This window comes from Bacillus sp. ISL-75, assembly GCF_018613095.1.
Map to the genome: position 1 here is coordinate 173124 of NZ_JAGGQX010000030.1, position 13800 is coordinate 186923.

Here is a 13800-nt window from a genome sequence, read left to right on the forward strand (position 1 = left end):
AAATCGAAAATTAACGAAAAGTTGAAAAGTTTGAATTTTCCCATCCTGCTTAACTTTTCTCACAATTCTAATCTTAATACAAGCGATTACATAAGTAAATAACAAGAAAGTTATTGCGATTGATAAGTTTCACTTATGTTTTTTATGTATTTTGTTCTGAAAATTCAAAAAACACTAGTTGTGCTCATGTGATTAAAGACATGGGAAAACCGCCTTTTTCATTATTTATTATCTCAAAAAACTTTTTCAATGTCATGTTTTTTGCTATGGAGGAAATAGTAAAAGTGTAGGAGGTGATTAGAATGGTGAAACGAAAGTCTAATCATGTAATTCCAGGGATGAATGCAGCCAAGGGGCAAGGTAAAGGTGCAGGTTTTAATGAGGAAATGGCGAGCGAACCAGAATTAACTGCAAAAGAAAGAATGAATAACAAAAAACGAAAGAAAAATCAATAATAACAAAAAGCAGGCGGGCACTCCCCCGCCTGCTTTTCCTATTCTGTCTGGTTTACTTCTGTCACCATGCTTTGCAGATCCTGCTGGAAACGCTCTAGCTGTGATCGTTGATGTTCCGATGCCACTTCTAGTGCATTTTCAATTTGTTGGTAGGCTTCATTGACTTCGTCTTTTAGATGCTTTAGTTGATGACCATAACTTGCACTATCACTTACAATTGTCTCGAATAGTCCTTGTGCATTCTCATAGCCCTGCTGTGCTGCTTGAAACGCTTGTTGTTTATCTTTATTGTATGGGAATTTATCCATCTTTCATCATTCACTCCTTCATTTTGTTTACCGTTAAATTGCACAGAACAACAAAAAATATACGGTATAAAAGGACTTTATCACTGCATCCTAACATATAGGAGGGATGCAATATGAACAAAAACGATGGCAAAGACATGCGAAAAAATGCACCAAAACAATCGGGGCAGCCTGAACCATTAAGCGGTTCCCACAAAGTCAAGAATCGCAACCATACTAGAGCCAAACATAATACACATCACGATATGTAGAAACTTATAAGATAGGCGAAAGTCAAAAAAATGCCCAGCACTTTGTTTAAGTGCTGGGGCATCAGTCGATTACTAAGCTTTTCTATACTTTGATTAATGCCCGAAGCAGGTCCTTTTCCTCTTCTGGAGTCACTGTTCGTAAATCAATGATAAATTCATCTTTTTGAATCCTTCCAACAATTGCTGGTTTCACTTCGGATCGAAGCTTTCTTCCTAGCTGTTCTGCCGTCAATTCACGATGTTTTAAGGACACGACCATGGTTGGAAGCTCAACATCCGGCATCGTACCCCCCCCCACTTGACTTCTTCCTTCTGTAATTTTTGTAACATATTTTCCAGTATTTTGTAATAGATTTGTAACAAACGACTGCGATCGTACGTCTAATTCTTCAGAGGAAACTAATAAATCACGAACGGTTGGAATATTTACTACGCCATTTTCTCCGCGGGCATAATCGATTAACGTCCCCTCAAGCGCAGCCAACGTCATCTTATCAACCCGGACAACGCGTGCCAACTGGTGTTTTTTTAAGCGACCAATGATTTCTTTTTTTCCAGCAATTATACCGGCCTGTGGACCGCCAAGAAGCTTGTCACCACTAAAGGTTACAACATCTGCCCCTAATTCAATGACCTCTTTTACTACCGGTTCTTCACCAATTCCGTGCTTTCTAAAATCATACAGAGCACCACTTCCAAGATCTTCATAAAAAATGACACCATCTAATCGTTTCGTAAGCCCAACAAGATCTTCGGACTCAACAGATTTGGTAAATCCGATGACCTTAAAGTTGCTCGTATGTACCTTCATGACGATCGCAGTTTCTGAATTGACAGCTTTTTCGTAATCATAAAGATGTGTTTTATTAGTGGTGCCAACTTCTACAAGCTTTGCCCCACTTTCTTCCATTATAGATGAGATTCGAAAAGAGCCACCGATTTCAACAAGCTGTCCCCTTGAAACAATGACTTCTTTGTTAGCAGCTAGAGCTCTTAAAACCAGATAGACAGCAGAAGCATTATTATTAACCACCATAGCCGCCTCGGCACCGGTGATATCTTTAATTAATGCTTCAACATGACTATGTCTTGAACCTCTTTCACCTTCCGTTAGCTTATATTCAAGATTTGAATAGTTCCTTGCCGTGTCAATCACATGGTTGATTGCATTTTCGCTTAATCTAGCCCTTCCTAGGTTTGTATGTAAAATGGTTCCTGTCGCATTTATGACCTTTTCTAAGGTATAAGAATACTGTTTCTGTATTTTTGTTTCGAGAATAAAAAATAGGTCTTCAATAAAATGGTTGGTCCCTGGTCTGCCACCTGGCCAATTATCATTTAGGATTGCATCCCTAATGTTGTCAATGACCTCTTTAAGCTGTTTGGTCAGATGCGTATGATCAAGCTGACTTTCTAGAAGGAGAGTTAAAAACCTCTCATGATTTTGAAGTTCATGGACCGGTGGTATTGAGCGTAGCCATTCTTTCAACATAAAAACTCCTTTATCACATGTTCTTTTTCTCTGACATTTGACTAGTCGAGGCCTGTATACATGAGTGGAATTCACAAACGGGCGCTTTAACTTTCCCAATTATATCACATCAGTTTCACGTTTTAAGTCACATTGAATAAAATGAAACGAGCAAGGGGGATTAGATATGTCAAAAAAGAAACAACTTAAAAATCAAACCTTTGATTTTGACTTAGTGGAGAAATGGCTGGAAAACTATTTTCTAGATCCACTTACTTCTTATTATGATGAAACACAATTTCCAATCGATCTTTATGAAACAGAAAAGGAATGGATTGTTGAGGCTATTTTAAGTGAATTCGAGGCTTCGGAAATAAAGGTTTATATAGAAGGAAATAAATTAATGATTTCTGCATCCAAATACCCCCCTTACATGAATAAACAAAAAAGAGTCCGTTCCATTAATTTTCCGTTTCTAGTCATTAATCAAAACGTATTTGCTACATTTACAAATGGAATTCTAGAGGTATTTATTTCAAAAATAGATAGTGGAGTAGGAAAAAATAGATTCATTACCCTGCCTTAAGAAAACTTGTGGCATTATTTTTTTATGCTTCAGTTAACATAATAATTTTATCTGTAGAAAAACACCCCTCATTTCCAATCGGATTTGAGGGGTGTTTTTTTTGGCTCTGTTAAACTGGTCTGTTGATTTCCGCTCCAATCAACGTAGGCTATAAAAATCAACCATGACCTTTAAACATAGCCTATTTTTTAGAAATGATCTCTATCATTTCATCGGTATCAGGGAAAACACCTGTTTCGAGCTTCGAATAGATCTTCTCTCCATTCACGGTCACTTCGAAAGCGCCGCCTGAGCTTGGAATCAGTTCTAACTTTTGAATATCTCTAAAAAAATGATTAAATAGCTCTTCCGCGAAACTCGCGGCTTTTGGTGCGTAATTTCATTGCATGCAAAATTCAACAATAACATGATAGTTCTTCATAAAAATACCCTCCAAAAAAGTGTTTCCTACATCAGGATAGTGTTAATATTTTAACCTATTCCTTTTCCTTCAGCAATTTTTTTGTCTATTCGTGCGGTTTTTTTTTGAAAGAGTTATACTATATAAATGGAGGTGGACATGTTGAGTGAACAAGATAAAATTCGCCTAACTTCTTTATCAACAAAAGCGGGTTGAGGCTGTAAAATTGGTCCTGAGGACCTGGCGCAAGTGTTGCGTCAATTACCGAAACAAGAACCTGTTCCTGAATTATTAGTGGGACTTGATACTTCTGATGATGCTGGAGTTTACCAAATAACCGACTCCATCGCTTTGATACAGACAGTTGACTACTTTACCCCAATCGTCGACGATCCATATATGTTTGGCCAGATCACGGCTGCAAATGCATTAAGCGATGTTTATGCCATGGGGGGTGAACCTAAAACAGTTATGAATATTGTCGGCTTTCCGATTAAAAAGTTGGGTGCCGAAATGCTAGCTGATATTCTTCGAGGTGCGGCAGATAAAGTAAAAGAAGCCGGTGCGATTACCGTTGGCGGCCATTCAATTGATGATCAGGAACCTAAATTTGGACTTTCCGTTACAGGTATAGTCCATCCCGATAAAGTTTGGAAAAATGTCGGCGCCAAGCCTGGTGATGTTCTCGTGTTAACTAAGCCGATTGGTGTGGGTATTATCACAACCGGTATAAAGAGAAGTGTCGTAACTCCTCTGCAGGAACAGATTGTGACAGAGACAATGGCTACGCTAAATAAGGTGGCAGCTGAAGTTTTAACAGAATTTCATCCTCACGCTGTAACTGATGTAACTGGATTCGGATTACTTGGACATGGCAGTGAAATGGCACGTGGTAGTAATGTCAGTTTTGAATTCTCACTCTCACAAGTCCCTGTTTTAGAAGGTGCTCTTGAATTAGCGAAAAATGGTGTGGTGCCTGGTGGTTCTAAGTCGAATCATAAATGGATAGCTGATGATGTTGTTTATGAGGATATTCTTCCGGAGGAGCAGCTGGTCCTATGTGATGCGATTACATCTGGGGGTCTGTTTGTTTCACTTAGTGAACAGGAAGCGGCTCAATATGTCGACAAGCTACATTCTAATGGACTAGCATATGCTGCGATTATTGGTAGAGTTACCGAGAAAAAAGACAAATATATCTATGTAACAAGATAACAGCGAAGCCTTAGTTGCTTCGCTGTTTCTTTTATGCAAAAAAAAAGTCCTGAACCATTTTGGTCCAGGATTCTTATAATTATATTTTCTGACGTAGCTTCTCCACCATATCCTTGGTCATTTTATCCAAATCAAACGCGTATTTAAAGCCCCATTCCTCTTTTGCTGCACTAGCATCAATTGAATTTGGCCAACTTTCCGCAATTTTTTGACGATCCGGATCAACATTATATGAAATTTCAAATCCAGGTACATACTTAGCGATAGAGGCCGCAATTTCTTCAGGATCAAAGCTCATCGCTGTCACGTTGAAAGCATTACGGTGGATTAATTTTGATGAATCTGCCTCCATTAAGTCAACAATTGCATTTAGGGCATCGGGCATATACATCATGTCCATATAGGTACCTTTATCAATGTATGATGTATATTGGCCATTCTTGACCGCTTCATAATAGATTTCAACGGCATAATCGGTGGTCCCTCCGCCAGGAAGTGCAACATAGGAAATTAACCCTGGAAAACGCAAGCCGCGGGTATCGACACCAAACTTTTGGAAATAGTAATCAGACAATAATTCCCCTGCCACTTTATTGACACCGTACATCGTCGTTGGACGCATTATCGTATCTTGTGGGGTGCTGTCCTTAGGTGTGGATGGACCAAAAGCACCAATCGAACTTGGTGTGAAAAATTGCGCCTTTAACTCTCTTGCAGTTTCCAATCCATTCATTAGCCCGCCCATATTTAAATTCCAGGCAAACACAGGCTTGGCTTCTGCTGTAGCTGATAAAAGAGCGGCTAAATGCATAACAGTATCAACGTTGTATTTTTTAGCTACTTCCACCATTTGGTTTAAATTCGTTACATCGACGGTCTCAAAAGGACCACTTTGAGCGGCTTCGCTGTCATTCTTTTTAATATCTGTTGCAATGACATTATCCGCACCATAGATGTCTCTAAGCTTTAAAGTTAATTCTGATCCAATCTGCCCTAAAGCACCTGTGATTAAAATACGCTTCATCGTCGTTTCTCCGTCCTCTTCACTCTTACTAAAAATAGTGATTTACTTTATTTTTACGTTACTCAATTAGTTAGGGTGATACCTAAATAACGCCCATTTCCTTGCCGACTTTTTCATAAATAGCAATCGCTTGATCGAGCATTTCTTTTGTATGTGCAGCTGTTGGCATGTTACGCACTCGTCCAGTCCCTTGTGGAACGGTTGGGAACACAATCGCCTTGGCATAAACCCCTTCATCATTCAAACGTTTACTGAATTGTTGAGTAAGTGCTTCGTCCCCGATAATACAAGGGGTGATCGGAGTTTCGCTGTTGCCGATATTAAAACCTAACCCTTCCAAGCCTTTTTTTAGATAATTTCCATTTTCCCAGAGCTTTTTGTTTAGTTCCGTGCTCTCCATTAAGATTTCAATTGACTTCTTACTTGCTGCCACATCGGCAGGAGTTAATGAGGTCGAAAATAGGAATGGACGGCTGCGAACTTTTAACCAGTCAATGAGATTTTTCTTACCCGCGACATAACCGCCAACCACGCCAATTGCTTTAGATAATGTACCGATTTGAAAATCAATTTTATCTGAAAGACCAAAATGCTTAACGGTCCCTGCCCCATCACCAAGCACACCTGATCCATGAGCATCGTCTACATATGTAATCAGATCAAATTCCTCTGCAATCTTGACAATTTCAGGTAGTAAAGCAATATCTCCGTCCATCGAGAACACGCCGTCTGTAATCACCATAATTTTATTGTAAAGGCCTGACTCTTTTGCTGCTTTTGCTTTTGCACGTAAATCTTCCATATCGGAGTGGTTCACACGGATAATTTTTGCTTTGGAAAGCCGGCATCCGTCGATTATCGACGCATGGTTTAATTCATCCGAAAGAATCGCATCATTTTTATCCATTACTGCGGAAATAGCCGCCATGTTACAATTAAATCCAGATTGGTAAGCAATCGCTGCTTCTGTATGTTTGAATTCAGCTAATTTTTCTTCCAGTTCAACATGGAGTTTAAGCGTTCCGTTGATGGTTCGAACGGCCCCTGCCCCAACTCCGTATTGTTCAATCGCCTCAGTAGCGGCATTTTTCAAACGTTCATCCGTGGCTAAGCCTAAATAGTTGTTGGAAGATAGATTGACTAGTTCTCTCCCATTAATAGTTATAACTGGTCCATTTGGGCTTTCGAGCGGATCGATGACATTGTACAAACCTTTTCCCTTTAAATTATCAAGATTTTCATTTAAAAATTGCTCCAAAATAGTACTGGACATATTCAATTCCCCCTTTATTCATTTGAACGTGCTTTGTTGTTTACGGAAAAACAATCGTCCGTTTCAGGCGGACATCCATACCTTTGTTAAACACTGGTATTAAAGGATTCCTGTACTATACTTTATCATAAATTTTTATGGTTGTGCATATCTAACGGACAAATAAACAAAAATATTTTTATATTCTTTTAGTGTACCCATCAAAAATAATGTTATTTCTTGATAACCAAACTGCTATTCAATGAATTATTTTATAAGGGCATGGTTTTAAGTTATAATGGTTTTTTAATCGTACTGAGTCAATCTCCAACGCTATGCTACATAGAAAGGATGTCAACCTTGTCATTTTTGTATTCAACCTTATACACACTAGTTATTGGGGCAGTATTTATTTTTCTGTTTATTATTGCCTACGATTTTCTTTACGGTGAAAAACCAGAAAAGCAAACGAAGAAAATACATAAATATTTTCAAAAAGAAACCATTAAAAAAATAGATAGACTGGAACATCAGCCTCGAAAATTTACCATGTACCAAGTCACAATGAATAGTGGTATTAAGAAGATTAAGATGAAACCAGGTTATAAAGTAGTCAATATGGTATCAAAGGAGAAAAACAAAAAGTAAGCAAAATTCGGGGATAAGTTCTTTTACTCCAAAAGAAAAACCGGGCAATGCCCGGTTTTTTTCATCTATTTAATTTTCCTCTTCAAGGACATTTGTTTGCTTCACTGTGAGAGTCCTTTTTCGCAATCGAATGCTTTTCTTATTTTACGGACACCGAACTCAATTTTCCTACATTTCGATTGATATTTTGTAATGCCTCTTTGTATTCTTTTTCTAAACTACTAATTATTTCAGAAGCCGATTCTATTTTATTTATTGCCCCGACGCCATGTCCTGCTGACCAAATATCCTTCCATGCTTTCGCATTCGTCTCCCTTTGCATATTATCAAAGTTTACCTTGTCTTTTTTAACAAGTTTTTCTGGGTCCAAACCTGCCTTTTTGATACTAGGTACCAGCATATTGCACATGATGCCGGAGAAAGCATCCGTTAAAATGATATCCTCTTGTGTGGCTTCAACCAGCATTTCCCTATATTCATCATTGGCCATACTTTCTGTCGCAACAATAAAGCGGGTTCCCATATAGGCGATGTCAGCGCCTGCTGCCTGTGCAGCTAAGATTCCCTTTCCTGTTGAAATGGAACCAGCAAGGACAATGATACCATCCCAGAAATTACGGACCATATCCACAAAGGCAAAGCTGTTGATTTGACCCGCGTGACCACCCGCCCCGCTTGCCACCAAAATAAGTCCATCGACACCAGATTCAGCTGCTTTTTGAGCAAACTTCAAATCACTCACATCAGAGAATACGAGCCCGCCATATTCATGCACAATATCGACGACTTGTTTCGGACTTCCTAATGAGGTAATTACCAATTGCGGCTGATGCTTTTTAATCAATGCAAGTTCTTCCTGCAGGCGGCTGTAAGAGCTATGTACGACCATATTCATCGCCCAAGGAGCAATTTTTCGGCTAGGATCGAGCGCACGAGCCTCATCTAACTCTTCATTTAATTGCCCCATCCACTGATCAAGAACCTCAATTGGTCTTGCATTTGGAGCAGGGAAAGAACCAATCACGCCATTCAAACAACAATTTTTCACGAGTTCGGTGCCTGACACCAAAAACATCGGGGCCGAAATGACTGGTAATTTTAATTGGTTCCACCATGATTCAGGAATTGATTTCTTCATTTTGCTCACCCTTTATTTTAGAATTTTCAGAATAAACGATACACTTTCATAGTACCTGAAAATGAATGGTTATTCAATCTTTGCATGAACCTTTTATTTCTGCCTATTGAAACGCTTATCATCCACGAACGATTATTAATTAAATTGATAAAATGTTCGTTTTTTGCGAAAAATGATTGATTTACTTTTCTCCTGTGCTTTATAATGTGAATAAATTCATATGGTTTCACTCATATAATCGCGGGGATATGGCCCGCAAGTTTCTACCGGATTGCCATTAATAATCCGACTATGAGTGAGTAATGGGAAAGTCGCTCTTCTAATTGAGTACACTAATTCCATATTCTTTCGGACACGTAGCCCAAAGATCATTATCTCACTCAATTTTTTGATGTGAGGTTATGACCTTTGGGCTTTTTATTATTTTATAAGGAGAATCTAACATGAGATTACTAGAGGAGAAAATCAACACCGACGGAAAGGTTCTTTCGGAAAATGTTTTAAAGGTTGATTCATTTTTGAACCACCAAATAGACCCGCAATTAATGCTTGAAATAGGAAAAGAGTTTGCAAGGATTTTTGCAGGTGATGGTATTACAAAGATCGTAACCATTGAATCTTCAGGAATTGCCCCTGCAGTTATGGCTGGTTTATATATGAATGTTCCTGTAATCTTCGCAAGAAAAAGAAAATCTTTGACGCTTGTCGATGATTTATTAACAGCTTCAGTCTATTCATTTACTAAAAATGAAACAAACGAAATTTCCATTTCAAAGAAATATGTAAATGAAAATGATAGAGTCCTAATCATTGATGACTTCCTTGCAAATGGGGAAGCTGCACTTGGTTTAGTAGATATTGTTCAAAAAAGCCGTGCAACAGTTGTTGGAATTGGCATTGTCATTGAGAAGTCCTTTCAACATGGCGCACAAAAATTAAAGGACCTTGGTTTAAGGGTTGAATCCTTAGCACGGATTGCCTCGCTTTCAAACGGAAAAGTGTCATTTATAAATGAGAACGTTGAGGAATTAATCAAATGAAACAACATCCTTTTAAAATAGCCTCGTTAGGAATTCAACATGTATTAGCCATGTACGCCGGAGCGGTAATCGTCCCACTTATCGTCGGAGGAGCACTTAAATTTACCGGAGAACAATTAACCTACTTGGTATCGATCGATATCTTAATGTGTGGAATTGCGACAATTTTACAAGTTTGGCAGAATCGCTTTTTCGGAATTGGTTTACCGATTGTACTTGGCTGTACGTTTACTGCAGTTGGACCAATGATTGCCATTGGAGGACAGTATGGTATTTCCGCTATTTATGGATCAATTCTTATCTCAGGACTTATCGTCATTATTATTTCTCAATTCTTTGGAAAATTAATTAAGTTCTTCCCACCTGTTGTGACTGGCTCAGTTGTAACCATTATTGGGATTACACTTATCCCGGTGGCAATGAATAACATCGCAGGTGGTCAAGGCAGCCCTGATTTTGGAAGCCTATCAAATATCAGTTTAGCTTTCGGAACGTTGCTTTTTATCATCTTGCTTTATCGATTTACGAAAGGTTTTATTCGCTCGATCTCCATTCTACTTGGATTAATTGGTGGTACTCTGGTTGCTTCTATTATGGGGAAAGTCAATTTCTCAGCGGTAGCTGATGCATCATGGTTCCATATGGTGAAGCCATTTTATTTTGGTACACCTACTTTTGAATGGACCCCGATTCTTACTATGACTCTCGTAGCAATTGTTAGCATGGTAGAATCAACAGGTGTATATTTCGCTCTAAGTGATATCACAGGAAAAAAATTAAATGAAAAGGATTTATCAAGAGGATATCGTGCTGAAGGTCTCGCGAGTATAATCGGTGCTTTATTTAATGCTTTTCCATACACAACCTACTCTCAAAACGTGGGACTTGTTCAGCTTTCAGGTGTTAAAAGCAAAAACGTCATTTATACTATGGGCGGGATGCTAGTATTTTTAGGGTTTATTCCTAAAATCGGGGCATTCACTACCGTTATTCCAACACCTGTCCTTGGTGGCGCAATGGTGGCAATGTTCGGAATGGTCATTGCTTACGGAATAAAAATGCTAGGAAATGTAGATTTTGCATCACAAGAAAATCTTCTGATCATTGCTTGTTCTGTTGGTATGGGGATGGGTGTCACTGCCGTACCAGATATGTTTTCCCACCTGCCAGAAGGCGTTAAAATCCTTACCAGCAGTGGAATTGTAACAGGAAGTTTAACTGCTATTTTTCTAAACATTGTTTTCAATGTTTCAAAGCCAACTAAAAAAATAAGGCAGTAAATAAGCAAATGGCCTCTTAATATTATTGATACAATAAAATCAAAAGACGATACTTATTCTCGGTATCGTCTTTTTTTATTATTATTCATCGCCTTAATCAATTCGAAGATATTTGTTAAGTTTCTTTGTGTTCTAGAACTAAATTCAGCACTCGAAGTTACTTCTGTGCCTGTATTATCACTTCCAGAACCTGAGTTTTCCGTTGTTATCGTTATGGGAGCAATACAAACAGCTCCACCAAAGTTTACAATCCCGCCAGAAATGGTTCCTATAGTTATTCCATCTTGATTGGCCGCCAACCTATCCACGCCTTCCACTCTTTTTTACTATTATATGGACAAGGTCATGAGGATGTTTAAGCATTTTCATTATTAATTGTAAAATACATTTTAACGCTAAAAAGAGTCACGGTAGATGTTTAATTATTATTATTATTATTATTCCTTTATTTTTGAAGATTTACAGGCATCCTTTTCTAACTTGCAAATCCACTTATAATATCCTAATAAGATAAGAAGCAAAAACGGATCAAGTATGGCTGCATGCCAAAGCTTCCACCATCCATAATGAAAGAAACCCCACGGAGGAGGCAGCAAGGTGATGGCTTCGTAAATCAAAATGGCAATGACAAAAATGATAATAAAAAAAATTTGCTTAATGACCTTTGATTTATGTGGAAACCAATTTAAAAAAATCATATTTACAGCTGGTACTAGGAAGATATGTGGAATTAATCCTGCCCAATCGATTTCCCTGTCAAAATACCAGTAACCGTGGTATTTGAATTCAATAAACACATCGAAGAGGACCTGAAATGAAACTGTAAATGACCAAATATGGACAATTTGGTTAGCACTTAGTATTTTATTCTTTTTGAAAGCAAAATAATTAAATGTAATAATGGCAATTAATAATCCAATCATATCTTTTTCCTTTTTATACTTAAAATACCCAAAAAGTTAGGCATCCTATACTATTTCCAATAATATCACAGTGTTTTTCTCATCAAAAATCTAGTCGAATCCTTAAAAATCTAGTATGATGTACTAATGTATTAATTCTTGACGAAGCGAGGATTACAAAAAATGAGCTTACTAAATGTAGATAATTTAAGTCATACATTCGGAGACCGTACTTTATTTAAAGACGTTTCCTTTCGATTATTAGCTGAAGACCACGTGGGACTTGTCGGCGCCAATGGCGTCGGTAAATCAACATTAATGAATATTATTACGGGTCAATTGATTCACGATAGCGGTCGTGTAGAATGGACACCAGGTGTTCATTACGGTTATTTGGATCAGCATACGGTGCTGACAAAAGGAAGAACGATGCGTGACGTTCTTCGCGATGCTTTCCTCCCTCTTTTCGAAAAAGAAAAGGAACTAAATGAAGTAATCGCTCAAATGGCAGATGCTTCACCTGAAGAGCTAGAGGTTCTTTTAGAAAAAATGGGTGAAATCCAAGATGTCCTTGACGCTGGCGGTTTCTATTCATTAGATATAAAAATTGAGGAAGCAGCACGCGGTTTGGGACTTGATGCCATTGGTTTAGACCGTGACGTCGCAGCACTTAGCGGCGGACAGCGAACAAAAGTTCTTCTTGCTAAGCTTCTTTTGGAACAACCAAAAGTTCTTCTACTCGATGAGCCGACCAACTACCTGGATGTTGAACATATTCGCTGGTTAACTTCTTACCTTAAAGAATACCCATATGCGTTTATCCTAATCTCACATGATACTGAATTCATGAATCCAGTATCTAATGTCATTTTTCAATTAGAATTTTCTAAGCTGACTCGCTACACAGCAAGCTATGAGAAATTCCTAGAGTTAGCAGAAATCAATAAGAATCAACATATTAATGCTTATGAAAAACAAATGGAATTCATTAAAAAACAAGAGGATTTTATCGCTAAAAATAAAGCTCGTTATTCGACAACTGGCCGGGCAAAAAGCCGTCAAAAGCAGTTGGACCGGATTGAACGGATTGACCGTCCAGAAACAGCGCTAAAGCCTACCTTCGGATTTAAAGAATCTCGCAGCAGCAGCCGTTATGTTTTTGAGGCTAAGGATTTAGAAATCGGCTATTCAGAACCACTATTACCGAAAATGAGTATGACCATAGAACGTGGCGAAAAAGTCGCTATCATCGGTTGTAATGGGGTTGGTAAATCCACTCTTCTAAAAACGATGCTTGGTAAAATCGATCCGATCAATGGCAAGGTTGAACGTGGCGACTTCCTCTTCCCTTCTTATTTTGAACAAGAAGTAAAAGCAGGCGGCATAACGCCGATTGACGAGGTTTGGAATGCCTTCCCATCTATGGATCAAAATCAAGTGCGTGCAGCTCTTGCCCGCTGTGGTTTGAAAAATGATCACATCTCTCGACCGATGAATCAGCTAAGCGGTGGAGAACAAGCCAAGGTCCGGCTTTGTAAGTTGATGATGAATGAAAGTAACTGGATCCTATTCGACGAGCCGACCAATCACCTTGATATTGATGCAAAGGCAGAACTAAAACGTGCTTTAAAAGAATACAAAGGAACTGTCGTTCTTGTCTGCCACGAACCAGACTTTTATGAAGATTGGGTAACAAAAGTATGGAATGTGGAAGAATGGTCACAACAAACAGTGTAAAGAAATATTGTTTTAATTCCCCTGCTCTAGTGGCAGGGGTTTTTCTATATTTTCATAACATAATTTTTTAAATCTAAATAATCGATGGATTTT

General features: G+C 38.4%; 16 protein-coding genes and 1 riboswitch. Of the genes, 8 read left to right on the plus strand and 8 right to left on the minus strand.

Going from position 1 to position 13800, the window contains the following annotated elements; genetic code table 11:
- The first annotated feature begins 302 nt into the window (after positions 1 to 302).
- Complete coding sequence (gene sspO / locus J7E63_RS14550; protein WP_026567316.1) at positions 303 to 455, plus strand: small acid-soluble spore protein O; 153 nt, start codon at positions 303 to 305, stop codon at positions 453 to 455.
- Positions 456 to 493: 38 nt separating this feature from the next.
- Here sspO and J7E63_RS14555 read toward each other — a convergent pair whose 3' ends face one another.
- Complete coding sequence (locus J7E63_RS14555) at positions 494 to 763, minus strand: hypothetical protein (protein ID WP_088087700.1); 270 nt, start codon at positions 761 to 763, stop codon at positions 494 to 496.
- A gap of 113 nt (positions 764 to 876) precedes the next feature.
- Here J7E63_RS14555 and J7E63_RS14560 point away from each other — a divergent pair, with 113 nt between their 5' ends.
- Positions 877 to 1014, plus strand: coding sequence for a small acid-soluble spore protein P (locus J7E63_RS14560; protein ID WP_088087701.1), 138 nt, complete (start codon positions 877 to 879; stop codon positions 1012 to 1014).
- A gap of 82 nt (positions 1015 to 1096) precedes the next feature.
- On the opposite strand, the gene selA is transcribed toward J7E63_RS14560, so the two are convergent.
- Positions 1097 to 2503 (minus strand): L-seryl-tRNA(Sec) selenium transferase, encoded by a 1407-nt coding sequence (selA, locus tag J7E63_RS14565; RefSeq protein WP_215013558.1) that lies wholly within the window; start codon positions 2501 to 2503, stop codon positions 1097 to 1099.
- A gap of 169 nt (positions 2504 to 2672) precedes the next feature.
- Here selA and J7E63_RS14570 point away from each other — a divergent pair, with 169 nt between their 5' ends.
- Positions 2673 to 3071 carry an Hsp20/alpha crystallin family protein gene (locus tag J7E63_RS14570; protein WP_215013444.1) on the plus strand — a complete coding sequence of 133 codons (399 nt, stop codon included), beginning with the start codon at positions 2673 to 2675 and terminating at the stop codon, positions 3069 to 3071.
- A gap of 181 nt (positions 3072 to 3252) precedes the next feature.
- On the opposite strand, the gene J7E63_RS30515 is transcribed toward J7E63_RS14570, so the two are convergent.
- Positions 3253 to 3492, minus strand: coding sequence for an Rdx family protein (locus J7E63_RS30515; protein WP_348982605.1), 240 nt, complete (start codon positions 3490 to 3492; stop codon positions 3253 to 3255).
- Between the two features lie 138 nt (positions 3493 to 3630).
- On the opposite strand from J7E63_RS30515, the gene selD reads away from it, so the two are divergent.
- Positions 3631 to 4686 carry a selenide, water dikinase SelD gene (gene selD / locus J7E63_RS14580; protein ID WP_374193733.1) on the plus strand — a complete coding sequence of 352 codons (1056 nt, stop codon included), beginning with the start codon at positions 3631 to 3633 and terminating at the stop codon, positions 4684 to 4686.
- A gap of 79 nt (positions 4687 to 4765) precedes the next feature.
- On the opposite strand, the gene J7E63_RS14585 is transcribed toward selD, so the two are convergent.
- Positions 4766 to 5710, minus strand: a complete 945-nt coding sequence (locus J7E63_RS14585; protein WP_215013446.1) for an L-threonine 3-dehydrogenase — start codon at positions 5708 to 5710, stop codon at positions 4766 to 4768.
- 82 nt (positions 5711 to 5792) lie between these two features.
- Entirely contained in the window at positions 5793 to 6983 is a 1191-nt protein-coding gene (locus J7E63_RS14590; RefSeq protein WP_215013448.1) for a glycine C-acetyltransferase, read from the minus strand.
- Between the two features lie 339 nt (positions 6984 to 7322).
- Between J7E63_RS14590 and J7E63_RS14595 the strand changes: the two genes are divergently transcribed.
- Positions 7323 to 7610 carry a hypothetical protein gene (locus J7E63_RS14595; protein WP_215004249.1) on the plus strand — a complete coding sequence of 96 codons (288 nt, stop codon included), beginning with the start codon at positions 7323 to 7325 and terminating at the stop codon, positions 7608 to 7610.
- 139 nt (positions 7611 to 7749) lie between these two features.
- Here the strand turns inward: J7E63_RS14595 and J7E63_RS14600 are convergent, their stop codons facing one another.
- Positions 7750 to 8748 (minus strand): NAD(P)H-dependent flavin oxidoreductase, encoded by a 999-nt coding sequence (locus J7E63_RS14600; RefSeq protein WP_215013450.1) that lies wholly within the window; start codon positions 8746 to 8748, stop codon positions 7750 to 7752.
- A gap of 210 nt (positions 8749 to 8958) precedes the next feature.
- Positions 8959 to 9060, plus strand: a riboswitch (purine riboswitch).
- 131 nt (positions 9061 to 9191) lie between these two features.
- Here J7E63_RS14600 and J7E63_RS14605 point away from each other — a divergent pair.
- Both J7E63_RS14605 and J7E63_RS14610 read left to right on the plus strand, forming a co-directional pair.
- Complete coding sequence (locus tag J7E63_RS14605; RefSeq protein WP_215013452.1) at positions 9192 to 9788, plus strand: xanthine phosphoribosyltransferase; 597 nt, start codon at positions 9192 to 9194, stop codon at positions 9786 to 9788.
- Entirely contained in the window at positions 9785 to 11068 is a 1284-nt protein-coding gene (locus J7E63_RS14610; RefSeq protein WP_215013454.1) for a nucleobase:cation symporter-2 family protein, read from the plus strand. The genes J7E63_RS14605 and J7E63_RS14610 overlap by 4 nt, the downstream gene beginning before the upstream one ends.
- Before the next feature lie 53 nt (positions 11069 to 11121).
- Here J7E63_RS14610 and J7E63_RS14615 read toward each other — a convergent pair whose 3' ends face one another.
- Positions 11122 to 11376 carry a spore germination protein gene (locus tag J7E63_RS14615; protein ID WP_308161957.1) on the minus strand — a complete coding sequence of 85 codons (255 nt, stop codon included), beginning with the start codon at positions 11374 to 11376 and terminating at the stop codon, positions 11122 to 11124.
- 129 nt (positions 11377 to 11505) lie between these two features.
- Positions 11506 to 11991, minus strand: coding sequence for a hypothetical protein (locus J7E63_RS14620; RefSeq protein WP_215013456.1), 486 nt, complete (start codon positions 11989 to 11991; stop codon positions 11506 to 11508).
- Positions 11992 to 12153: 162 nt separating this feature from the next.
- Between J7E63_RS14620 and J7E63_RS14625 the strand changes: the two genes are divergently transcribed.
- Positions 12154 to 13707, plus strand: coding sequence for an ABC-F family ATP-binding cassette domain-containing protein (locus J7E63_RS14625; RefSeq protein ID WP_215013458.1), 1554 nt, complete (start codon positions 12154 to 12156; stop codon positions 13705 to 13707).
- Positions 13708 to 13800 lie beyond the last annotated feature (93 nt).